This is a genomic window from Persicobacter diffluens, assembly GCF_036244895.1.
GTDB classification, from domain to species: domain Bacteria; phylum Bacteroidota; class Bacteroidia; order Cytophagales; family Cyclobacteriaceae; genus Persicobacter; species Persicobacter diffluens.
The window spans coordinates 3,223,862-3,247,793 of the sequence record NZ_BQKE01000001.1; the positions used below are offsets into that span (position 1 = coordinate 3,223,862).

The 23,932-nt window shown below is 41.1% G+C and carries 19 protein-coding genes; 7 read left to right on the forward strand and 12 right to left on the reverse strand.

Going from position 1 to position 23,932, the window contains the following annotated elements:
* Positions 1 to 50: 50 nt before the first annotated feature.
* Both AAA970_RS13205 and AAA970_RS13210 read right to left on the reverse strand, forming a co-directional pair.
* Positions 51 to 488: an FKBP-type peptidyl-prolyl cis-trans isomerase gene (locus tag AAA970_RS13205; protein ID WP_053406714.1), complete on the reverse strand. Its 438-nt coding sequence runs from the start codon at positions 486 to 488 to the stop codon at positions 51 to 53.
* Positions 489 to 627: 139 nt separating this feature from the next.
* The gene (locus AAA970_RS13210) at positions 628 to 936 is read right to left on the reverse strand and encodes a DUF4286 family protein (RefSeq protein ID WP_338237459.1); all 309 of its coding nucleotides are present in this window, start codon (positions 934 to 936) and stop codon (positions 628 to 630) included.
* Between the two features lie 64 nt (positions 937 to 1,000).
* Between AAA970_RS13210 and AAA970_RS13215 the strand changes: the two genes are divergently transcribed.
* Positions 1,001 to 1,570 carry a hypothetical protein gene (locus AAA970_RS13215; RefSeq protein WP_338237460.1) on the forward strand — a complete coding sequence of 190 codons (570 nt, stop codon included), beginning with the start codon at positions 1,001 to 1,003 and terminating at the stop codon, positions 1,568 to 1,570.
* 68 nt (positions 1,571 to 1,638) lie between these two features.
* Here the strand turns inward: AAA970_RS13215 and AAA970_RS13220 are convergent, their stop codons facing one another.
* The gene (locus tag AAA970_RS13220; protein ID WP_338237462.1) at positions 1,639 to 2,004 is read right to left on the reverse strand and encodes a YraN family protein; all 366 of its coding nucleotides are present in this window, start codon (positions 2,002 to 2,004) and stop codon (positions 1,639 to 1,641) included.
* A 24-nt stretch (positions 2,005 to 2,028) separates the two neighbouring features.
* Here AAA970_RS13220 and lipB point away from each other — a divergent pair, with 24 nt between their 5' ends.
* On the forward strand, positions 2,029 to 2,745 hold the full coding sequence (lipB, locus tag AAA970_RS13225; RefSeq protein WP_338237463.1) for a lipoyl(octanoyl) transferase LipB: 717 nt from the start codon (positions 2,029 to 2,031) through the stop codon (positions 2,743 to 2,745).
* Between the two features lie 5 nt (positions 2,746 to 2,750).
* Positions 2,751 to 3,155, forward strand: a complete 405-nt coding sequence (locus AAA970_RS13230) for a hypothetical protein (RefSeq protein WP_338237464.1) — start codon at positions 2,751 to 2,753, stop codon at positions 3,153 to 3,155.
* A gap of 30 nt (positions 3,156 to 3,185) precedes the next feature.
* On the opposite strand, the gene AAA970_RS13235 is transcribed toward AAA970_RS13230, so the two are convergent.
* Positions 3,186 to 4,025, reverse strand: a complete 840-nt coding sequence (locus AAA970_RS13235; RefSeq protein ID WP_338237465.1) for a toxin-antitoxin system YwqK family antitoxin — start codon at positions 4,023 to 4,025, stop codon at positions 3,186 to 3,188.
* A 139-nt stretch (positions 4,026 to 4,164) separates the two neighbouring features.
* The gene (gene htpG, locus AAA970_RS13240; RefSeq protein ID WP_060684759.1) at positions 4,165 to 6,066 is read right to left on the reverse strand and encodes a molecular chaperone HtpG; all 1,902 of its coding nucleotides are present in this window, start codon (positions 6,064 to 6,066) and stop codon (positions 4,165 to 4,167) included.
* Positions 6,067 to 6,524: 458 nt separating this feature from the next.
* On the opposite strand from htpG, the gene AAA970_RS13245 reads away from it, so the two are divergent.
* Positions 6,525 to 7,976, forward strand: coding sequence for a hypothetical protein (locus AAA970_RS13245; protein WP_053406707.1), 1,452 nt, complete (start codon positions 6,525 to 6,527; stop codon positions 7,974 to 7,976).
* A 391-nt stretch (positions 7,977 to 8,367) separates the two neighbouring features.
* Positions 8,368 to 9,315, forward strand: a complete 948-nt coding sequence (locus AAA970_RS13250) for a patatin-like phospholipase family protein (RefSeq protein WP_338237466.1) — start codon at positions 8,368 to 8,370, stop codon at positions 9,313 to 9,315.
* On the opposite strand, the gene AAA970_RS13255 is transcribed toward AAA970_RS13250, so the two are convergent.
* From AAA970_RS13255 to AAA970_RS13265, 3 genes are all read right to left on the reverse strand, one after another.
* Positions 9,305 to 9,796 (reverse strand): hypothetical protein, encoded by a 492-nt coding sequence (locus tag AAA970_RS13255; protein ID WP_053406705.1) that lies wholly within the window; start codon positions 9,794 to 9,796, stop codon positions 9,305 to 9,307. The genes AAA970_RS13250 and AAA970_RS13255 overlap by 11 nt on opposite strands.
* 75 nt (positions 9,797 to 9,871) lie before the next feature.
* Positions 9,872 to 12,073 carry a WG repeat-containing protein gene (locus AAA970_RS13260; protein ID WP_338237467.1) on the reverse strand — a complete coding sequence of 734 codons (2,202 nt, stop codon included), beginning with the start codon at positions 12,071 to 12,073 and terminating at the stop codon, positions 9,872 to 9,874.
* A 303-nt stretch (positions 12,074 to 12,376) separates the two neighbouring features.
* On the reverse strand, positions 12,377 to 13,000 hold the full coding sequence (locus AAA970_RS13265; protein ID WP_338237468.1) for a carboxypeptidase-like regulatory domain-containing protein: 624 nt from the start codon (positions 12,998 to 13,000) through the stop codon (positions 12,377 to 12,379).
* A gap of 125 nt (positions 13,001 to 13,125) precedes the next feature.
* Here AAA970_RS13265 and AAA970_RS13270 point away from each other — a divergent pair, with 125 nt between their 5' ends.
* Positions 13,126 to 13,527 (forward strand): ArsR/SmtB family transcription factor, encoded by a 402-nt coding sequence (locus AAA970_RS13270; RefSeq protein ID WP_053406702.1) that lies wholly within the window; start codon positions 13,126 to 13,128, stop codon positions 13,525 to 13,527.
* A gap of 178 nt (positions 13,528 to 13,705) precedes the next feature.
* Positions 13,706 to 14,512: a hypothetical protein gene (locus AAA970_RS13275; RefSeq protein WP_338237470.1), complete on the forward strand. Its 807-nt coding sequence runs from the start codon at positions 13,706 to 13,708 to the stop codon at positions 14,510 to 14,512.
* Positions 14,513 to 14,932: 420 nt separating this feature from the next.
* Here the strand turns inward: AAA970_RS13275 and AAA970_RS13280 are convergent, their stop codons facing one another.
* From AAA970_RS13280 to AAA970_RS13295, 4 genes are all read right to left on the reverse strand, one after another.
* Positions 14,933 to 16,186 carry a hypothetical protein gene (locus tag AAA970_RS13280; protein ID WP_338237471.1) on the reverse strand — a complete coding sequence of 418 codons (1,254 nt, stop codon included), beginning with the start codon at positions 16,184 to 16,186 and terminating at the stop codon, positions 14,933 to 14,935.
* Between the two features lie 54 nt (positions 16,187 to 16,240).
* Positions 16,241 to 18,799 (reverse strand): TonB-dependent receptor, encoded by a 2,559-nt coding sequence (locus AAA970_RS13285; RefSeq protein WP_338237472.1) that lies wholly within the window; start codon positions 18,797 to 18,799, stop codon positions 16,241 to 16,243.
* Positions 18,800 to 19,440: 641 nt separating this feature from the next.
* Entirely contained in the window at positions 19,441 to 20,874 is a 1,434-nt protein-coding gene (locus AAA970_RS13290; protein ID WP_338237473.1) for a hypothetical protein, read from the reverse strand.
* 12 nt (positions 20,875 to 20,886) lie between these two features.
* Positions 20,887 to 23,415: a TonB-dependent receptor gene (locus AAA970_RS13295; RefSeq protein WP_338237474.1), complete on the reverse strand. Its 2,529-nt coding sequence runs from the start codon at positions 23,413 to 23,415 to the stop codon at positions 20,887 to 20,889.
* Positions 23,416 to 23,932: the final 517 nt, after the last annotated feature.

Here is a 23,932-nt window from a genome sequence, read left to right on the forward strand (position 1 = left end):
AAAAATCCCTGCCGAAAAAGCAGGGATTTTTTTTATATCTCCAGATCCGATTAAGCGATCTCTACCAATTCGATTTCGAATACCAAATCCTTACCTGCCAACTCGTGGTTACCGTCGATAGTTACCTCAGTTTCTGTTAACTCAATTACCGTAACAGGGAAAGGCTGACCGTTTGGCGCTTGCGCATAAAGCTTTTGTCCAACAGCAACTTCCATATCTTCTGGTAATGCAGTACGAGGCATTTTCTGGATCATCTCCGGACGAGCTTCACCATAAGCCTCAGCAGCTGGAATAGTAACGGTTTTCTTATCCCCAATGGCCATACCGTGAACGGCTGCATCAAAACCAGGGATCATCTGACCAGCACCCAATTCAAAAGCCAACGGCTCACGTCCTGCTGAGGAGTCAAATTGCGTACCGCCCTGCTCTTCAGTTAAACGACCGGTATAATGTACTTTTACTTGGTTACCTTTTTCAGCTACACTCATAATTCTATATTTATATATTTAATAGTCTGTTTCAAATTTATTACGCCTCATTATTTGCAATAAGCGTTCCAATAAAATTCACGCCAGATTGGCAGGAATCGCTAATCATTGCAAACCAGAGGGTATTTATGGAGACGAATTAATCGACCTGCTCCATTAAGGAACGGAAGGCCAATGCCTTTTCTCCGAATTTATCCGCGGTTTTTTGCTGCAGAGCCGGAGCCGCTTTCGTAATGTATTGGTTCAATATTCCTTTGGATTCGGCAAAATACTGCACCACATAAGTAAGGCCCTCTCCTTCCTTCAAATGAGATATAAGACGGAACATTTTATTTTCCTTAAAATATCCGGTGGCCATTACTTCAGGAATATGTTCCTCTTTCATCCACTTGACCCATTGATCCTCAATATTCTCCTCAATGGTGACGGTTACATTATAAACAATCATTATCTTAAGACTTTAAGATTCTCTATTTCACTATACGAAGAACGTCAAATTATTCCTGAAAACCATGTCGAGTCACCATATCATTCTGGACAATCAAGAACCCGCCCTTTTAGTGCTGGACTTCCATGCATGTTCTTCCGAGCAATTAGGACAAATACTGGAATGGTCGCCCACCGTCATTATTCCGGAGCATTTATTTCCAGAAGCTCAAATGAAGGGGATAAAAATTGATATTTTGTTAGGTAAAGAACATCAGGAAGAATCGACCATGCAAATGGAATTTTGGGCTTTGGAAAAGGAAAAGCCGTTATTAGACACACTTCTCCCAAAACTCATCGAAAAGGCCTATAATGGACTCTGGATTGTCGGGGCCTTTCAATATTGCACGTTTTTTGATACAATAATTAAACAATCCTTCCAAATTTACCGGGTTTCAGATGGATTTGTGTGGAAATTGAGCCAGGGAAAGGTTAAAAAATGGTTCAATGCCGGACAGGAAATCAAAAGTCCTCAGGCGACAATATATTTTGAAAATGAGATCCCCCCTATTGCTACCACCCATTTCACGCTCCCAAAGGCCGGAGTGCTAGTCCTTGATTCGGAGCAACCCTTTTGGTGGGCAGAAAAATTATAATCATTCAGCAGGATCTTAAAAAACACTCTACTCCGGGCAATAAACCAATATTGACACATAAATTAAGGCTAAAGGAAAAAATCTTTAAAAACCCTGATTTCTTGCCTGGGGTAGAAAAGCACCGCAACGACATCAAAACGAATGGGACCTTTCCAGCGCTTCACCTGTAAATAATGCGCTGCTACCGCCTGTATTTGCCGGAACTGCTTTCTCCCCAAAGCCTGTTCCGGATAACCATAGGCGGCATTATAGCGGGTTTTCACTTCCACAAAAACCATAAAAGTGCCATCCTGACAGATTAAATCGACTTCTCCTCTTCTGTAACGAAAATTGGCATCCAGAATCTTATAGCCCAGTTTTTGCAGATGCTCTTTGGCTATGGCTTCGCCCAATTGACCAAATTGTTTATTTTTGCTATTGAAATTTGTTGCCATGCGCTTCAAACCTAAAATGATACCATGAACCCGAATATTAATAAAGAAGTAGAATTCCGCCAGCTTGGTTTGGTGGACTATCAGGAGGCCTGGGATTATCAGGAAAGAATCTTCAAAGAAATTGTCGATTTAAAGATTGAGAATCGAAAAATGGAAGAACCCGCTCAGAAAATCACGCCTAACTATCTTTTGTTTTGCCAGCATCCCCATGTTTACACCTTGGGAAAAAGTGGCAAGCCGGAGAACCTGCTGCTCGATGAGCAAGGCTTAGAAGAAAAAGAAGCAACCTATTATAAAATTAACAGGGGCGGAGATATTACTTACCATGGGCCAGGGCAGATCGTCGCTTATCCGATTCTGGATCTGGAGAATTTCTTTACAGACATCCATAAATATATGCGTCTGATGGAAGAAGCGGTTATCAGAACCTGTGCCGATTATGGTTTAAATGCTGGAAGAGTAGAAGGCCTTACCGGGGTTTGGTTGGACTATGAAGACATGAAAAACCCGCGAAAAATCTGTGCCCTGGGGGTAAAGTCCAGCCGATGGGTGACCATGCATGGTTTAGCCTTTAATATCAATACACAGATGGAGTATTTCAAAAATATTATTCCTTGTGGCATTGATGATAAGGCCGTGACTTCTCTGGAAATGGAATTGGGCCGGGAGGTTAATTTTGCGGAAGCCGAAGCACGCCTAAAGCAACATCTGGCTGAAGTATTTGAAATGGAATTAAAATAATCGAAATGAAGAAAGATATCAATGTACCTGCGGTAGAGGGTGTCAGTATGGCAGTGGCTAAAAGCTTGATTGAAGGAGAGGAAGTATTCCATGCTTACCTGATCAACCATAATGCTTATGATCTGGACACGGTAATCATCAATTCGCAGGGTTTCGGGAAAGACCATTCCGGCAAAAGTCAGAAAACTTCTCAGTTAAGACATATCATTCAAAATTTGAAAGCAGGCACTGCGGCTAAAATAGAGATGATCAGTCCGGAAGTGTTTCACCTGAATAACCAATACTGGATCAGCTTTTTTTATGAAGGGCAAATGCTGGATAAGAAATTCATCTTTGAGGCCAACAGTGTAAAAGAAAGAAATTTCCGCCCCATCAAGCAATTGGGACTGGATGGCATAGAGATCAAATAAAACAGGGGCTTACGCCCCTTCTTTTTTGCCCTAAGTTTTCCGCTTGGCAGCATCATAAATAGTCCGCCCCCGCTTATCCCATTCCTTCTCCATAAAAGGAATGAATTTCTTATCATAGGGATTTTTAGGGTAAACAATTACTCGTTTTCTTCGATTTCCCACTGAATAATATTCCGTCCACTTTCCTATTTTTCGGCCCTCGGAATAATCTCCCCTCACGGCAAGGTTCCCATTTTCAAAGAAGCGATAGTACGTCCCTTCCACTTTACCATAGCTTACCGGAATCACCTCTTTCACCTTTGTTCTGGCACTATCATAGTAGGCCACTTTGGACTCTTTCAGCCAGCCATGAAAGTATTTCTTTTTATCCTGCAGAATATCTTTACTGTCCAGCTTCACCCAGCGTCCCTGCTTCACCCCATAGTAGAAAATACCCTGCTCCAGTACTTGATCTCCCTTCACTAATTTATAGGGACCATGAAGCAAACGCCCATACTCCCAGTTGATTTTACGGGAATTTTTCACCTTTCCCGTACGAAAGTCAATCCAGAATAAATCCGGAATATACTGACTCACCTTTTCCGGCATCGGTTCTTTAATATAATGGAATTGCTCGATCACGGCGTCATTACCAAAGCCTTTGCGGGTAAAGCCCTTTTTGGTTTTAATCCCATAGAAGACATTTTTCTTCTTCTTTTTCTTCACCTTGGTTTCCTCAACCTCCGGCACTTCCTCCCTGTTCAGCGTCAGGGTGACCGGCTGATAATTGGCCAGATTAAAATCCTCAGACTGCGCCAAAGACTGCTCCGGCTTCAGGCTCAGAAGCGTCAACATCACAAATAAAGAGGTCGCAAAGGGTTTAAGCATCATGAAGGTGTGGTGGTGATAATATGCTGCCAGTTTTTCTTAAAAAGATCCAATCTAATTCATTCTTCGAAATTATTAAAATTTAGGGCAAAAGAAAAGCCGACGAATCGCCGGCCTTTCACTATTGCAATGTTTTTAATATTTAGTCTTCCAAAACAATGTTCACAGAGCGCTTGATGAAATTACTCAAATCAGCACCAGTCAACATATTCTGAGAAAGCTTGGCCAAATCAATCGCTTGTTTCGCCAATTTGGACTGCTCTTCTTCATTTTCAGATTTCAAAATTTTCTGAATGATGCCGTGGTTAGCATTTACGGAAAGGTTGAACATATCCGGCATACCGCCCATCATCATCATGCCACCGCCACCATTGGCCTGCATATCTTTCATTCTACGCATGAATTCCGGACGGGTGATGATTACCGGCATGTCATCCGTAGCCATGGAATCCACTGTTACGGTGTAGTTCTTATCGGCGATTACTTTTTCGTAAAGCTCCTTCACCTTGGTCGATTCGTCTTCGGTAAGAACGCTTTCCTTCTTCTCGTCCTTATCGATCAACTTATCCACTACATCAGCATCCACACGCTTAAAGGTCACCTTCTCGAATTTCTGCTCCACACCATTCACAAAGTGGTTATCGATAAGTGTATCCATTTTCACTACATCGTAACCTTTTTGCTTGGCTGCGTCAACGAATCCGTATTGGGCATCCAGATCAGTGGCATACAATACCACCAAATTACCGTCTTTATCGGTTTGGTTCGCACCAAATGCTTCTTTATACTCGTCAACTGTATAGAATTTACCCTCCGTTGATTCTACCAAAGCAAATTTCTTCGCCTTGTCATAGAATTTTTCGTCTGAGATCATTCCGTATTTCACAAACAAACCAATAGAATCCCACTTCTTCTCGTAGTTTTCACGGTCGTTTCTGAATTGCTCATTTAATTTATCTGCTACCTTCTTGGTAATGTAATTACTGATTTTCTTCACATTACTATCCGACTGCAGGAATGAACGGGAAACGTTCAATGGGATATCCGGAGAATCGATGATTCCGTGCAACAGTTGCAAAAATTCAGGAACAATATCCTTCACTTCATCAGTAATGAATACCTGACGTGAGTACAAGTGAATTTTGTTCTTGTTCACATCAAAGTCATTCTTCACTTTAGGGAAATACAATACCCCGGTCAAATTGAATGGATAATCCACATTCAGGTGAATCCAGAACAAAGGATCCTCCGACATCGGATACATCTTCTTATAGAAATCCAGATAATCCTGATCGGTCAGATCTGATGGAGATTTTACCCAAATCGGTGCATCCGCATTGATGATATGGTCTGTCTCGATCTTTTTATCCTCGCCTTTATCATCCTTTACATTATTGCCTTCCTCATCTTTCACAAACTCGGTATCCTTACCAAATTTAATGGCGATAGGCAGGAACTTGCAATATTTATCCAGGATCTGGCGAATGCGGAACTCCTCCAAAAATTCTTCTGAATCATCCGCAATATGAAGGACTACCTCCGTACCACGATCTTCCTTCTCCACTTCCGAGATTTCATAAGAAGTAGAACCGTCGCATGTCCACTTGGTTCCTGCGCCTCCGGTATGGGATTTGGTAATGATGTCCACTTCCTTAGCTACCATAAAGGCAGAGTAGAAGCCTAACCCGAACATCCCAATCAGCTGACCTTCTTCACCGGTTTCTTTATACTTTTCTACAAACTCAGTAGCTCCTGAAAAAGCAATTTGGTTAATATATTTTTTAACCTCTTCGGCTGTCATACCAATACCGCGATCCTTGATGGTAATGGTCTTCGCCTCTTTGTCTACCTCCACCGCTACAGTCAAATCGCCCAGCTCACCAGTGAACTCTCCGATAGAACTCAATTTTTGAATTTTCTGGCTAGCATCTACTGCATTGGACACCAATTCTCTTAAGAAAATCTCATGATCTGAGTATAAGAATTTCTTAATGATGGGAAAAATATTCTCGGTATGAATAGAAATAGAGCCTTTCTCTTGCATGACCTGTGTTATTTATAGTTATCGTCAATTTTTTTACAAGACTCATTTCCCAAATTCCATTCCAAGCTAAGTTTTGAGAAAAAATGACACGCTTTCGGTCATTTTGACTGAAAAATCAAAAATGCTGTCTTGTTCATAAATCCCCCTTTTTTATGTCATTTTGACTCAACCCTCCCATTTTCCGTCGGATCATTACTTGCCAAAAAGCGTAAACACCTGAAGACGAAGGAAGTAAAATTAAATAAAAATGATTTTTTTTGGACAAAAAGCAACATTTCATGATGACAGGAGTTGTATAATTGATGTTTACTGTTAAAAAATTTACTTATTCCAATAAAAATTATTGTAACTATACGAAAAACATTACACTCGGCATTTTTTTCATTAAATCAACAATAACTATATTAATCCTCAATTGATCCATATTTGGCTCCCCCAAATAAAAATAGTATCGGATTATGGCGAAACTGAAGAATATAATTAGGCAACTTTCGGAAAAAGATTTTAATGCGGTTTATAACTCCCTTATAGACAGTAATGCTGAGAAGTCTGCCTACCTTTTAAAATCGATGCGAGAAAAGTCTCTTCCTGACAGCAAAATCATGGAAGAGCTTGAAGTGAATACGAATGCTTATTATACCCTTCGCTCTCGCTTGAATCAAAAAATTGAAGAGTATTTGTTACAGCAAATGGAAAATCCGAGAACGGATATTCTTAAAAAAGTAGCGAATATTAATGAAATCATTTTTACGAAAAAGCGGGCGATTGCCATTGCAACGCTGAAGAAGCTGGAAAAAGAATTATTAGACTATGATCTTTCTAATGAATTAACGATCGTCTATAAATCTTTAAAAAAATTGCAGGTTCACAGCCCTGATTATTTCAATTATTCCCAATTATACAACCGTCATGTGGCTTATATGCTTGCGGTGGATAAAGCGGAAGATTTGGTGGCTGACTACTTTAAAAAATATGGTCATTACACATTGACTCAGGGACCTACGGATTTACTAGAGCTTTCCCTGATCAATAAAGAAGTGAATTCGACCTGTTCACTCTATGATTCTCACCGCCTTTATGTATACAAAAGCTGCATTAACATTTGGCACAGACTATTTGTAGAGCCGGATGAAAATGTCAGTGAAGAGGAGCTGGAGCCGGTAGAAGACATGCTGTTGAAGGTGGATAAAATTCTGGATGAATACCATCTGGATTCCATTTACTATCACCTGCGTGTGGTCTTTGAATACTTGAAGCTGGAGTATTACAACCACTACCATGTATTCCGTAAAGCGGAGAAATACTTTGAGGAGGTGAATGAAAATATTCCTACCCTGATGAGCAACTACAGCTTGTTTACTTTCCCGTCGCACTTTTTGAACACCAAACTGGAACGGGCTTTACGATTAGGTAACGAGCAGGAATTATATGAGGAGAATGATGCGATTTTCGCCATCTACGAACCGGACATGCAGGATATTCCTAAGCTTTTAAACTACATTGCCTACCGTGCCTTAAGTTGCTATTATGCCGGGAAGTATTCGGAAGCAGCCCGTTGGATCAACAACCTGCTGAATGAAGTAAGCCTTAAAAAGTATCCAATGGCACAGTTAGAGATCAAAGTACTTTTGGCATTACAATATTGTCTGATGAATGATTTCGACCTTTTCAATCAGTTGATTAATAGTATTCAAAGGCAAATCAGAATTTTGGGTAAAGATAATGTAGAGCCAATTTTGAGCTTTACAAAAGCACTCAAAATTGCAATTAGTGAAACTAAAAGACAGAAGGAGCAAAAGATTCGGGCCGTTCTGGACAAATACAGATTATTTGAGAAGCCGGACAATATTTTCTCTCCAACGATGCAGATCAGAATTGACGATGAATTTATTATTAAACTTAGCCATTAACCCGAATTATTCACTGCTAGACTTAGCGAACCACTATAAGTGTTTCGTTACCAGTATTTTGCGGCTAGTCCTATCGAATTATCAATAGCTCAAATTTAGGCATGCCTGCTTTCTCCTCATTCATCTGCTTCGTTGGGAAAAACTCGAAATAGGAAACTATTCCTTCATTTTTCCCGCCTAGCAGCTAAACGAGGATTAAGCATGAATAATCCGGCTTAAGAGATTCAAAAAATTTTACAATAGATAAGGGAAGCGAACCACATTGGTTCGCTTTTTTGTTGAAAAACGCTTTTTTTCTTACATGCTTTTTATATTCGTCTATATCCACATCTCCCCTCTTCAACTCCTACGTTAATCTATTTAAGCGCAATAGATGAAAATTTTTCTTTAAATGAATCAAAAAGTAGCATTAGTCTTAGGTAGTGGTGGTGCCAGGGGATTGGCCCACATTGGCGTGATTGAAGCCCTAATGGCTAATGGCTTTGAAATCAGCTCACTGGCAGGAAGCTCCATAGGGGCGGTGGTGGGAGGCTGTTATGCCAGAGGAAAACTGGACGCTGCCAAAAACTGGTTTGGGGCTTTGGATAAATTCGGACTTTTTGGTCTTTTAGATTTTACCCTCTCCCGGCAGGGTTTAGTGAAAGGGGATAAACTTTTTGATAACCTGAAGACCATTATCGGCGACCGCCTTATTGATGATCTGTATCTGCCCTATGTAGCCATCGCTACTGACATTAATCAGAGTAAAGAAATCATCTTCCGGCATGGCAGTCTTTTTACCGCCATGCGCGCCTCTGTGGCAATCCCTTCTTTTATTACCCCTTTTTTTTATCATGGTAAAGAACTGGTAGATGGGGGGATTTGCAATCCATTGCCCATTAACAGGGTGCATCGGCACCGAGGAGACATTTGCATTGCGGTGGACATCAATGCCAACATTCCCTATGAAGCTCCACCGGTGAAACAAAATATGCCGAGTGAATTAAATATTCAGGGAGAGCAGGGAACCTATGAAAAAAACATCAAAACTTTCATCTCCTTTTTCACCCAGAATCAAACCGTTTCTGCCCAAAAGCAACAAATCACGTCCAACGAATTAGGATTTTTTGAATTAATTAACCGCTCCTTTGACATTATGCAGGATCATATGGCCGAGCAAATGTTACAAAACCATCCCCCCGATGTATTGATTAAAATTTCGAGAAAAGCCTGCGGAACTTTAGATTTTTATAAGATTGATGAAATGATAGAGGCTGGGAAAAAAGCGACCATTTCAGCGCTTAGGGAAAAGGGGTATTTACCCCGTAAGAAAAAGCGATTTTTTCTTTTCAGGCAGTAGCCAATGCTATGCCGGTTTTCTTACTCCACTTTATTTTGAAAAAAGAGAGTACGGTAGATTTGAGGGTGCTTAATGCCGCGGCATTCTTTCCTTTATTCAAAATACAATAATCGAGAATGATGCGGGTAAAACTGGTTTTAAGGTTCAGGTCGAAAAGCATTTTATGAAAAGCCTCTTTCCAGTCATCCTGTAATTTTTCTTCCAAAGAACGGCCATCGAAAATAAACTCCAGCTGATTATCCGTATTCTGAAATCGGTAAATAGCCGCCATTAATTGATAGATTTCCGATAAACCTTCCACATGATACTGCTGACAATCCTGCAGAGAAGCAATGGTATCATCCACCAGCCCCAGCGGATTACTCTGCTGGTAATAAAATGCACGCGTAAACCTCACCAATTCCAAGATCAGGGATTCCTGACATTGCTGCTGCATATTCCATAGCGGGAAATTGAAATCAGAAGGAAAGTACTTTTGCATAGGGATTTATAGATACCAAAGACACAAATATATCAAAAAATGGATAGCTTGAAGCCTTTATGAGCCACAGATTCCCTATAGCTGCTTATGCTGAACCGTAGCTTGCTGTTTTCCAATAAATTGCCCGGACAAATAATCAAATGATAATTCCTGATATATCATGGGAATCAGGTCTATACCCGAAGTATTACTCACTCCGAACTTTCCCTTCCGGCTGATGATTAAAAAGTCCTCATTGACCTGCTTGATCTCATCAAACTTCACTGACAATCGCAACTGCCCGGCTTTATTGACAAATCCCTGTTTTCCGTTTAAACTCACGAGGAAGCCTCCTGCAGGCAGCGGTTGAATTTGGTCATATTTCGTAGGAATCACCTCTTTTCCCTGATGGTTGACCAGCCCCCAAAGCGCCCCTCTTTTCACTGCTACATAACCATGATGGAAATCCCCCACTTCATCATAGACCGGCTGCACCACAATTTGCTCTCTTTCGTTCATAAAGCCCCAATGTCCGCGCATTTTTACCGGCGCCCGGTTTTCATAAAAGCGTCCCACGCCATCATAGCGATTGGCCAGACGCAGTAGGCCTGTCATGTCCAAAAAGCCATACTGATGATCAAGTTTTGCTCCAATGTACGTTTCTCCAAAAGCTCCATATTGCTTCACCCCCCGGGAAAATGGAATCTTCACGTCACCACTACCATCTAACAGGGCCGCTCGCCCCTCCTGATAAATGGCAAAGTAACCATTACCTACTGGGCTCAGGCTGTCATATTCCGTGAAAAAATTCAGCTTTCCCTCTTGATCCAGCAGGCCTATTTTATGGCGATGATCAGTTATTAAAAAACCTAATGGATGGACTTCCATTGGGTCGAAGGAAAAATACACCTCCTTGCCTTCCGTATTGATGAGCTTATAACCAAACTGGTCTTTTGAAAACCAAAGACCGTGATGCCACTGTACTTCGGCAGGTCGTGGTGCTACAATCCAGCGCTGTTCGGCATTGACCACCGCATTTTTACCTAAATATTTCACCAAAAACTGTCCCTGATGCTCTTCCAGTATATCATCGTAGCGAGCATAGAGCACGCGCTTATTTTCTGTATCCGTTACTCCCCAGTATTTTCCCTGCTGGAAGGCCCAATAGCGTTCATTAATGATTTTCAAACCCTTATGAGGGGCGCTTAATCTTTTCCCTTCTTTATTAAAAACGGTCATGAACTGCCGATTCCGGCTCATAATGATAAAGCCATGCTGTACATAGCCGGAGTCATATTCAAAGGGCGCTAATACTTCTCCTGTGGTACTGACCAGGCCCATGCGGCTCCCCTGCTTCGCCAGCAGTACATTTTCAGTTAAAGGGCGTAAAAAAGGATAAATTACTTCAGAAGAATCGCTCTGTTCTGCATTCACCAACATACACATCTCCCCTCGATGCAACACCCAACTAGTATTGGATACCGGCACCAGGCTATCTCCTCTGTAAATATTTTGTTTTTTGTTCTCCAGTGACAGCTGAATTAAAGAAGCATAAGGTGACAAGGTCAGCTGTTGGCCCGATAATTCAATGGATTTAAATGCCGCATCCTCCAGGGTATTTCCCTTAAAATCAATAATGCCGGCCATTCCGTCTTCATATACTTTCAAGGCCTGATCTCCCAAACCTTCCAGACTATCGAAACGAAATGCGGTGAGCAGCTCTCCATCAGCTTTTGAAAGGGCATATTTTCCTTCCTTATTTTGAACTGCCAGCAACTGCGGTTTTAATGGCTGAATTTTGGGATACTGAAAATTTAAAAGTGGTTTTCCTTTTTTGTCGATTACGCCAAAATACACCTGATTGCCTATCTTTTTACGCGCTAAAAAGCTTTCACTGCCTTCCACCGGCCACAAATTCACAAAGCTGAAAGGCAAAACCACCTTCCCCTTAGCATCTAAAAGCCCGTACAAAGTGTGTTGAGAAAACCGATCCAGATAGCCCGCCAAAAAATAACTACCCACCGGATACATGGTATTGTATTTGGCTTTGGTTATACGAATATTTTCTAAATTCAATATCCCCCACAAGCCCGACTCCTGATAGCCAATCACTTTTTTGGGATCAACCTCTTTAATGCCATTCGTCCAGCCCAGATCATCATAAACCATCGGCAATATTGTATTGCCACCCTCATCTACCAAACCCTTCTTCGCGGACTTTTCTACCACCTTGTAAGTGTCTGCCCAACCTGAGCCTGAATAGCAAAAAATAATTAATAGAAAATAAATAAACCTCATCAAAGATTCTGAAAAGCAATTGTTTGACCAAAAAAAAAGGAAATACAAAAGTACTTCCTCCTTTCGGCTTTTACTAAATAATCGGGGCGCAAATCTAATAATTCTTTCAGGCAAACTGTGAGGGCGTAGCCTCCAGTCTATCTTTCAACAAGGAAAGGTCAATAGAAATACCATACTTCATCCTTAGGTACCGGTGTATGACGGCGACACTCTTGCGCCGACCCCGGCTTTTGGCGATCACTTGTTTAATTAAATCTTCCATCTACTTTATCGGCTTATACATTTCTGACCCGGAAGCGCATTTTACTCTCCCTCAATTGATTTGATAAATCTTTTCCAGGTACCATTGTTCAGCAATGGAATTGAAAAGCCCTGATATTGGTCGAAATGTCGGTTTAATGATTGTTGATAGTTCGTCATTGGAGTGGCACCATAGTTTTGTTGCCCCTGCCATACCTGCGCCTGTTGCTGATTTACATTGCCCATGACTACTCTTTGTTGTTCATCAGGAAAACGCATTTGGGCAATCGCATCCTTAGCATCTTCCTCGGTGGCATATGGCAAAACATCCATATTCGGCAGCATCAGCACATCCGGTTCCAAATGCAAAGCTACACTAATATTGGTATTGCGGTCCCTCGGGATAATAATCGCCCGGTTGACATAGTTAATAGAACTGACAATAATGCTATCGCCCGGCAAAACAGGCATGGTGAAATATCCATAGGCATTCGTAGTGGTTCCTCGCCCGGTGCTGGGCACAAAAACGTGCACGCCCTGAACCCCACGCTCTGAGCCTGTTTCTAAAATCACCCCGGAAAACTGAATGATATCCCGCTCCTTTCGATCCTTCCCTTCCTGTGCTAAAACCTCCTGAACAGGAAATAAAAAACCGAATAAGAGGATTATTGAAAAAATATATTGCATAAATTTTTGCATCTGCCTTGATTCCTTTTCCCAAAAATATACTTATTTACCTAACTATACGCAAAATCAGCTCCATTTCTAAATGAAGTGGACATAATTTTAATCACTTTTAACTGCCATTCACAATGCGCATTAAAAAAGTCAACCTCCCTACCGGCTGTCATCTGTTCAAAGCATTAAGTGAGGACGCCCGTCTCCGTATTCTGCATTTAATTTATAGAAATGAGGAAATGTGCATCAGTGATTTGGAAATCATTCTGGACTTCACTCAGACCAAAACCTCCCGGCACCTGAATTACCTGAAAAATGCCGGCTTGCTGAACAGCCGTAAGCAGGATCACTGGGTTTTTTACAGCATCAAGGAAGCTATGCAGGACATTGTAACCAGCCTGCTGACCATCGTAGATACCGATCCCAGATTGGTGAAAGATCAGGAGGTTTTTGAGATCATGTATACTAACCGGGAACTGGCCCTTTATAAAAGTCAGAAAAATCATTGGCGTAACCGACATCAATTTGATTTTTAAGCTTTTTCCGAGAAACAGCTGAATGGGGCCGATTTATTGTACCACAGCTCCCAATTTTCAGTCAGCAGACTTAATGCCTTTCCAATGAAATCATCTTAATTCCATAGCAAAGTCCACCAACCAAAAGGGGAACGAAATTTGTACCTTGTGAAGTCAAAATTGCCGGTAACAGGAAAAAATGAAAAAAACACTCCTTCTTTGGGCGGCTATGGGAATGGTATCCCCTGCCCTGAGTCAAAATAATCCAGAAAAGCCCATTGCTTACGAAGTTATTGTTCGGGAGCGACCGTCCATTAAAGCAGATCACCAATTTGATGATCAGGCATTTGAATTTTATTTTAAAGCCGAAGATCCTAAAATCGTCATGCAAATGCTGGATGCCGGTGTGAACTTGTGGATTGATACAAAGGGAGGCAAAAAGCGGGAGGTCGGCTTATTGTGCCGGGCGACGATGCTTTCCACCGAAGAAGAGCTTTTAGAGCAGGCCCTGGCTATGGCGGGAGATCAAAAAATGAACCGCAAACAACTGGCAGGCAAACTGGCCGAAGTGGTAGCCGAAAGCTTTAACCAGAATAAGAAAGTTACCCTGAGAGGCTTCAAAGAAGAAGATTTTACCCGCACTAAAAACCCCAATATGATTGACGCCCATTTTGAAGCGGTGGAAACAGGAATGACCGTACGATTTCGGGTACCGAAGGTGCTTTTTGCTCAAACTAAAAAAAATCTGGGGGTAACGCTTGAGATTCCTTATTTCAAAAAGAATGAGAGTAAAATGGGTGATGACTTGGATCAGGTGTACAATCGTGAATTCGGAGGTAAAAGATCTTATACCCAGGCTCAGATGATGCAGGGAAGGTGGCAGGACCCAAATTCCCCGGGGGCTATTGACATGGGCGGAACCGGATTAAGAGGGGGAATGCCTACTGGACCTGAACCTCAGGAAAAGAAAAATAACCAATGGTATTATCAAAAATTACCTTTGTGAAAGCATTAACAATCTTTGGAGAGCATCATTCGGTGCTCTTTTTTTTGCCCTCTGAAAAGGTTCAAAAACAAAACGTGGTAAAACTAAAACCCTTCCCCTGTTGAAGGAGAGCTTTTGCTTTATAGGTGACAGACTTCAACCGAATTATTCACTTCCAGATTAAGTAGATCATAAAAGGAGTTTATTTTCAACCCTATTAGATTGGATTGGTTTTGCTTATTTATTAATAACCTAAGTTTGAGCAAACTTGCTTTCTCATCATTCATCTACTTTATTCAAAAAAACTTAAAATAAGGAACTATTCCTCCATTTTCCCGCCTTACCCAAAAAGAGGATTTAAACATGAATAGTCCAGTTTCATAGGCAATAAAAAAGGCTGTCCGGAACAGACAGCCTTTTTAAGGATATGTTTCCTGCTAATTAGTTAGCAGGAAGAATTTCAAATAATGCCGGAGAACTGATCGTGATTTCATCATTGTTTCCGTAAGTAGCAAATTCCACTCTGTAGATATCTCCTACTTTCATTTGATTGAAAAGGTTCGCTTTAAGTGCGGTACCAATTTTTTCTGTTAAAGACTCATTTGTATTGTAACGCAAATCAAAGTTAGGATAAGCCTCACCTACAAAGTAGTAATCTTCATTCTTCAAAGTGTAAGAAGCTGTTGGCGCTCCTTCTGTAACATGCTTCAGGATATAAGGATCCGAAATCCACTCGGTATTCAAATAATCCTTTGCATCTTCCATGAAAATGAAATTGCTTGAATTCTCCAGCTGCGTGCTGTTCCAGCTCACTGCAGCGTAATCCCAATCATGACCGTCAGCAGTAAAACGCTCCCAGTTCGTGCCGTCGTAAGCATAAGTCAGGATATTCTCAAAGTTACCGAAGTAAGCATATTTCAACGTCACTTCATTTTTATCATTGAATGCTTTCTCAAGGAAAGCAGGCAACCATTTTGAAGGACGAACAGAGTCGGAGAAATTATTGTTATCAGCCGGAGTTCTTTCATTCTCATCTTCCGAAGTCATTGTCTGATAATCAGCGATGGTCAATTCGTATGCACCTGATGTATCAAACTCTTCCTCCATTGCCGGAACAGCTTCCTCACCTACCTGTGCCCACTGGCCATCAACTTTCGCCCATTTCGCGAAACGATTTCCTGTTCCATAAGCAATATATTGAACGGTCTGACGAGTACCCGGCATCTGGTTACTCAGTTTCTCCTTTAAAAAGAAATTCATAGACTCATCCTCACGCCCTAAGGTAATAGAACCGTAAGTATTACCCGTATTTGCGTAATCATCAGCCTCAAACTCCAAATCATTTTCGATCAATTCGGTATTACTCTCGTGAATCTCATTGTAGATTACCGAAAGGAACTGAACATGCTCACCAAAATACTTTTTAGTCAAAATTTCCGGCATAAACTCCGTAGCAGGATATTCTTCAGAGAAAGTTCCGTCGCGGCGGATGAACTCATTTGATGACAGGGAGTAATCGCCTTCCTCCAATACAATCTGATCTTCCTCCATACGCTCACGGCTTCTTTGGAACATCTGCTTTTCTTTCAACCAATCCGTTCCGTGCTCTAAATCCTCACGAACATCAGAAAGTGGATCACAGGCTATCAAGCTTCCAAAAAGCATGAAAGCGAAGAATTTATTGATATTTTTCATTTGTATTTCCTCTTTTAACAGATAGGGGGAGCCGGTAATTCACCGGCTTAAAAATTAGAATTCGATTCGGAAACCAATAGTGTAAGTTCTACCCATTCCCATATAACCGTACATAGACATCAGGTCAGCGCCATCGTTAGCATCTGCGATGTACTCTGTATCAAACAGGTTATTCACGTTACCTGAAAGAACAGCATCCAATTTACCCATTTTGAAGCGGTAGTTTGCTCTCAGGTCCATCAAACCGAAACCAGGCAATTTCAATACCTGCTCGCCTTCTAATTCAGGATTCGTTCTTCTGGTAGGATCAAAGTTAGAGTAGTTGTTACCATTGTAAACATAGTCCGCACCAATCTTGAAGTTAGTGAACATCTCGTAGTCAGCACCGATAGAAGCAGCCAATTGAGCAGCATTTCCAACTTTCATATCCTTGATGTAAAGGATTTCAGTATCACCAATCTGGTTTTGGTTCTGATCGAAGAAAGTTGCATCTACATTGTTATCCCATCTCCAGTCACCAACAGAGGCCATACCGGTAACCGTTAAACGGTGAGTTGGCTTCCATGTGAAATCCGCCTCAATACCCATATGAATTGCGTTCATGCCCATGATATTGGCATAAATATCTTCTGGTAATGGCTCACCACCAGGACCAGGAGTACCTGCGCGCTGCGTTCTTACCATTGACTTATCCATCCACTTAGTATAGTAGGCGTTCAGGTTTGCGGCGAAAGTAGAAGAACGGTAACCATAACCTAATTCAAAAGACATAATACCTTCATTGTTGGCTCCGTCATTGATACGGTTGGTGTGGTTCATAAACACGGCGTTCATCATTGGAGGACGCTGGAAGAATCCGGCATTAGCAAACACATTGTGGTGTGCATCCAAATTGTAGTTCGCTCCACCTTTGACACTAACCGTTTGGTTATTTACGAAATCAGAGATATGCTCACCCTCAGCGTAATTTCCATAATCGTATCTTCTGTAAGAAACATTTGCCAAAGCCGCATTAGCAAATGCAGAAATATCATTTTTGTCATATTCCAACTGACCGAAAAGAGATCCCCAAATCACTTCACCGTCGTTATCATAACCCATTTTCTCTCCTTCTCTGGCAACGTGTTCTGTGCGCTCTCCGAAAATATTTCTGTCAACTACGATATAATCACCACCAATGGCATCATCCAGCATTTGGTAGTGCTCACCATAGTAATAACGTACATCAGCTCCACCTACAAAGTTCAATTCATCATTGATTTCCCAGCTCAAAGTAGAAATACCACCATACCAGTTGTGGTTGTTCATACCAGATATTCTGTACAATGAAGACTCTCCTGCCTGACCGTTCTCCTCATAGTGACGAGTGAAATCAATCGGGTTATTCGGGTTGTCACCAATGTAGTACAACTTACTGTTATCTGTCTCATTCAGACTTCTTCCTCCACCGCGACCAAAGGAAGCATAAAGGGAAGTAGACAAGTTCATTTTCTCGTTTATCGTCCAGTAGTGATTCAAAGAAAGCTGAGGCTTGCTGTAAAAGTTCTCACGTGCATGGTACTGGCTCCCGTTTAAAATACCCCAGTCTCCGTTGTAACGACGACCATTGTTCTCATAAGTCTGCAACTGCTGCATCGTTCGGTTCTGGCCGTGCCACTGATTTGCACCAAAAGCACTAAAAGCTAATGTATGGTTCTCGTTAATAATTTTCGAGATGTTCGCAAAGTAAGAATAACCTTCAAATGCTGTCCCGTCGATATATCCTTCACCTTCAGTCTTTGAACCGGACACAGTAATCGCCCAGCCATTATCCATCAAACCGGTAGAAGTAGTGAATGATAACTTCTGATAACCATTGTTACCCATTGTTACTCCAACATTACCACCTGCTTCGGCATCAGTCGTTTTTGTCAAAATGTTGATGGTACCACCCGCAGTTGGTACTGCTAATTTGGAAGCACCCATACCACGCTGTACCTGCATGGTACGCGTTACATCAGACAAACCTGCCCAGTTGGACCAGTATACCGCACTGTTTTCCATATCGTTAACTGGGATACCATTGATCATTACCGCGATGTTGTCATTACCGAAACCACGCAAAGTAATACGGGAATCACCAAATCCACCACCCTGGTTTGTGGTATAAACACCCGGAGTGGTTTTCAATACGGATGGAAATTCTGCATTACTTAATTTTGCTTCCAACTCTTTTGGTGTTACATTAGACACCGCAACAGGCGTTTTACGGTCCTGCGCTACGGAAGCAATAATCTGTACCTCTGCTAAACCGACAGCATCAGATTTTAATACAATTTGTCCTAAATCTACGGTAGATCCAGACAACTCCACCTGAATTTCTTCCGTAACCATACCTACGAAAGATACCAGGATGGTTTGCTTGCCGCTTTTGCTAGTGGAAAGCTCAAAGTTACCATCGATATCCGTGATGGTACCTTGTGAAGATTTTGAAATGATTACGTTTGCACCGATAATGGGCTCATCGGTTCCGTCTTCTAAAATTTGCCCTTTTAGGACGGACTGTGCCTGAGCGAAGGTCGCTGTGAAGACCATCAACATCAGTCCTACAAGAAAGTAGAATTGTCTTTGCATTTAAAATGAATTGAAGAGTTCAATGAATTTTCACTGCAAAGATGTTCGGCTAAAAAAAGTCCTCTGATTACAAGGCGAAAGAACGGTAAAACCAAAGCGATCAAAAAACGCCATTTTAATCTAGCTTAAGCGCTCTGTATCGGCCTATTACCCTCCTTTTTTGGTAAGATTTTAATCCCCAAATGAGAGCGTTACCATTTATTTACCACCCCCTTACTATTATTCTACTCAAACCTTTTTAAGGGATATAAAAGTCCAAAATCAGCGGTTGGGATTATGAATAAATTTCCAAAAACTAAAATAAAACGCAAAAAGAGATTAGAATTTGATTAATCGGTCGAATTGTTGAAATTTCTTAATTTTAAACAAAATCCCACTGAATTTCACTAAAAAAAACCTCCGGGAAACCGAATCTGGACAAAATACACGGAATAAGGATAATCCTAATCCTTCTTATTCCCCTCACCATCAGCTAATCACTAACTACCAGTAAATTATCCCCATTAAATTTCCGCCTCATTCGAACTCTAAAAAGAGGCTGTTCACTCAAACTTTTGGATCAAAAAAAGAGAGACCTGCAAGCAAGCCTCTCTCTTTTGTAAAAATATTGAAATTCTCAAATGAGCGATTGCTCTTAGGTATTATTGCTTAATGAAGGCCTCCGTAGCCGCTTCATAAATGTAGCTTCTTGAAACCTCATTGGTTCCGTTATCATAATACATATAGAAGACAATCACCTCTTGCCCATCTTTCTTAAGATCCTCATAATGCATGTTCAGAATATGGTTGATTTTCGCATCAATAATATTATCAACTGCTACTCCTTCCGGATACTCTCCTTCTTTATTATCGTAATACCCAAAGTTGCCGTATTTATCATCTCCGGTTAATTCATAATCCGCTTTTTCCAACTTAATCACTTGCGCCAAAGAAACTACCCAAGCCGTTTCCGAGTGCAAATACTTAAATTTATCCACTGAAGAAAGATTTTCAGCATAGGGTGCTAACTGCATCCATACCTCGCCATCAAACTCATATTCCACCAAATAGTCCTTCGTCTCCCCTCCTCCATAATAATCATAACTAATTCTCAGATTGTCTCCGGATTGCGCATAAGGGTATTTCGCATTCAGGAATCTGGGCAAGTAATTCTCCTGAGGAACAGAGGATGAAAAATTAGGATAATTAAATCCAAAAGCCTCATAATCCTCTCCGGTCAAAGTATAATACTCCTGTGTTAAATCACCTTCTTCGATTACCGCCCAGGCACCCGCTTCTCCTTTTTGAAAAAAGGCTTCCTCTGTAGACACATCACCAATTTCACCTACTTTGTAAGAAACCGCAATTTGGCTACTTTCTCTCTCATCCTGATTATGATGATTCAAAATTTGACCAACTTTAGCTTCCACATCATCCGCAGGCAGGAAATGATAAGCGCAACCCTGAATTTTACCAGCCTCAAAAGCCATGGTATCCGCTTCTACTTCTCCTTTATCATAAACCGCAAAGATGACCTCTACCACCTTGCTACGATCATAACTTCTATGGTTCTCTAAAATATCACTTACCATCGCAACCAATCGGCTGTCATAAGTATATCCCTGATATTCACCTTCCTCATAATCTGAAGCGCTGAAATTTGGATATCTGTACCCCACAAAGGAATAATCGGCAGCCTCCAGCGTAATTTCCGCTGTTGCCGCTTCTTCAGAAACTAACCAACCCTCTTCCTCTTTACAGTACTCATTTCCCGTCAGCGTATAATCTCCATCATTTAAATATAATTTTGGCGAAAGGCGTTGCGTCAGCAAAGTATATTCCACCTCCATCACTTTTTGATCCGAAAATTGATTGGCATTATACTTATCCATCAAATAGCCCGGGATGGTCGTATGGGCTTCCTCCTTGGAAGTATATAATTTTTCTTCCTCGGAAATCACTAAATAGGCAGGAATTGCCTCATCATCTCGCTTTAGCTTTAAATCTTCTTCTGTCGCCTTGTGAATATCCGAATAAGGCTCACATGCCATAAATCCAGCAGTTATGGCTATGATATATAATAAAGTCTTTTTCATTTTTGCTTCAAATTAGAATTTAAGTTTCATGCCCATGTTCCAGGTTCTTCCCAGGCCATAGAATACCTGTGCAGATTGAGCGGTGTGATCAGCACCATCTCTGGCATCGGACACATACTCCACATCCAACAAATTATCTACGTTTCCATAAATGGTGGCGGAAGTTTTACCCAAATTAAAGGTATAGCGAACATTAAGATCCACCAGGTGAAAATCTTCCATTTTCCAGGCATCGGCACGATCCTCTGAATCATTCCTTCTGGTAGGATCAAATTCAGCGAAATTATTACCGAAGAAATTATAATCAGCCCCTATTTTCAGTCCCTTTACCAATTCGTAATCCAAACCTAAAGCCGCGGTAGTTTGCGCTGCATTACCTACTTTCAGGTCTTTAATGAAGATATTCACATACTCTTTCACCTCATTATTTTGATCGAAAATCGGCACATCGATCAAGTCATTATCCCATCTCCAGTCACCAACGGAAAGCATACCGGTGATTTTTAATTTTGGCGTTGGCTGATAGTAAGCATCCACCTCAATCCCCTGGTGAGTAGCATTTACCCCCAAAAGGTTGGCGGTTAAATCCTGATCAATATTTCTGGTGAAAGATCTATCTTTCCACTGAGTGTGATAAAGGTTCACATTGGCACTTAATTTTGAAGCACGGTAGCCATAGCCTAACTCAAAAGAAATAATTTTTTCATTCTCAGCCCCTTTATTTCCGGCATTGGTATTTTCCGGGAATACGGAGCGGAAAAATGGCGCGCGGGAAATGTAGCCTGTATTTGCAAATACATTATGGTGATCGGTCAAATTATAGTTCAACCCGCCTTTTGCACTATAACCCAGAAAATCATAGCTATCAGATCTTTGATCTCCAGCTTCTTTCTGAAAATAATCTATTCGGTAGTAAGTAGTATTTGAAACAGCTCCCGACACAAATGCAGATAATTTATCTTTGGAATACTCCAATTGCCCGAAAGTACCCATCCAATAAACTTCTCCATCATTATAATAAGCCACCTTATCACCAGGAATAGTTTTTCTTTCAGGATTATTCACGTCACTATCGTCAATAAAATAATTCCCACCTAAGAGATCATCTACCTTTCTATAGTGCTCCCCCAAATAATATCTGGCATCCAAACCTCCCATAAAGGTGAAATGCTCCGTAAGCTTGTTATCGTAAACCGATAGCAAACCATACCATTTATGGTTATTTACCGAAGACCTCAATATCGTTTCGGATCCTTCTCCCTGCTCAGCCAAAGAAATGTTTTCGTCTCTGATCTGCTCAAAATTGATTAAGCCATCCGCTCTTCTGTAGGCATCCGTATCTTTAGTAGTCCCCAAAAATCCGGTTCCTCCACCGTTACCAATCGACACATATGCCGAAGTAGAAAGGTTAGAACGATCATTGATATTCCAGTAGTGGTTCAAAGAAATCTGCGGCTTGTGATAGTAATTGGTATTCAGGTTATACTTTTGGCCATCCAAATATCCCCAATCGGAATTATATTTGATACCACCATACTTTTGGTAATCTTCAATCTCCCGATAAGTTCTTCTTTGCCCATGAGTTTGAGGCGCTCCAAAACCCGTAAAAGAAAGCATATGGCGGTCATTCAACTGCTTGGCAATATTCAGAAAATAGGAATATCCTTCAAACTCGGTCGCATCCACGTAGCCACGACCGCTGGTTTTAGAACCGGAAAAAGTTACTGCATATCCATTATCCATTTTCCCGGTGGACAAAGTCACCCCAATTTTCTCTCTACCATCATTACCAATACCGTAATAAACATTTCCACCTTTTTCAGCATCGGTGGTTTTTGTCAAAATATTAATGGTTCCCCCTACGGATGGCACCGCCACTTTGGAAGCTCCAAGCCCCCGCTGTACCTGCATACTTCTGGTCACATCAGACAAACCAGCCCAGTTAGACCAATATACCGTACCATTTTCCATATCATTTACAGGTACTCCATTAATCATAACTGCTATATTGGCTGAGGAGAATCCACGCAGGTTAATTCTGGAATCACCATATCCTCCCCCTTGCTTGGTTGCATAAACACCAGGAGTAGATTTTAGAATCTCAGGAAATTCTTTTGTTCCCAGCTTCTCCTCAATCTGCTGCGGTTTTAGCGTAGAAACTGCCACCGGAGTTTTTCGATCAATCGCCACGTTAGCAAACACCTGAACCTCTTCCAAGCCCAGAGCATCAGCCCCTAACTTGATCGCACCCAAGTCCAGATCCTGTCCTTTCAAATCCACTGCAATTGTTTTAGTCTCCATTCCGACGAATGAAATCACCAGACTTTGTTGTCCTTTAGCATCCGTTTTCAATGAAAAACTACCATTCACATTCGTAATGGTTCCCTGACTGGTTCCGTCCAGAATAACATTGGCCCCAATAACAGCACTTTCATTCCCTTCCTCGATAATTTTACCTCGAAGAATGGTTTGTGCCATTACGGAAGTGGCGGAGAACAACACCACTGCCATGAACATCAAAAGGCGTAATCCTTTTCTCATTTGATAAGTAGGTTAAGTAAAATTCGTATTAAAATTTCCCCAAATTTATACTCATTTCCCGGATCAATAAATTTTCATATTTTTCAGGGCGTAAATTTTACTTTCTTCCCTCCTTTGAAGGATTTACCTCAACATTGCTCAAAACTCCCCATTCAGCACAAATACTGCTAACCAAAACACAAAAAAGACCTTGTATTTAGAAATAAAGAAGGGTTTCATAATTTCCTGATAAATGTTTGAAGTGATTTGGCCGCCATTTTCAAATAAAAAATTAACGGTTTAATAACATTATTTAAAGAACATTTTTACCCAAACCCAAAGATCGTATTTGTATTTAACCAAAAAATTACCTAATAAGACAAAAAAAAGAGGCTCGTCTCAACGAACCTCTTGCGCTTTTTTATTTTTTGACCGGATCCAAGCCAATATAAGGCTTAAATCTTCCTTTAGCTGCCGGGCTGGAAATGAAGACATATTTCCCTATTTCGGGTTTTTCCAGAGAAGTAGGTAAATAAGA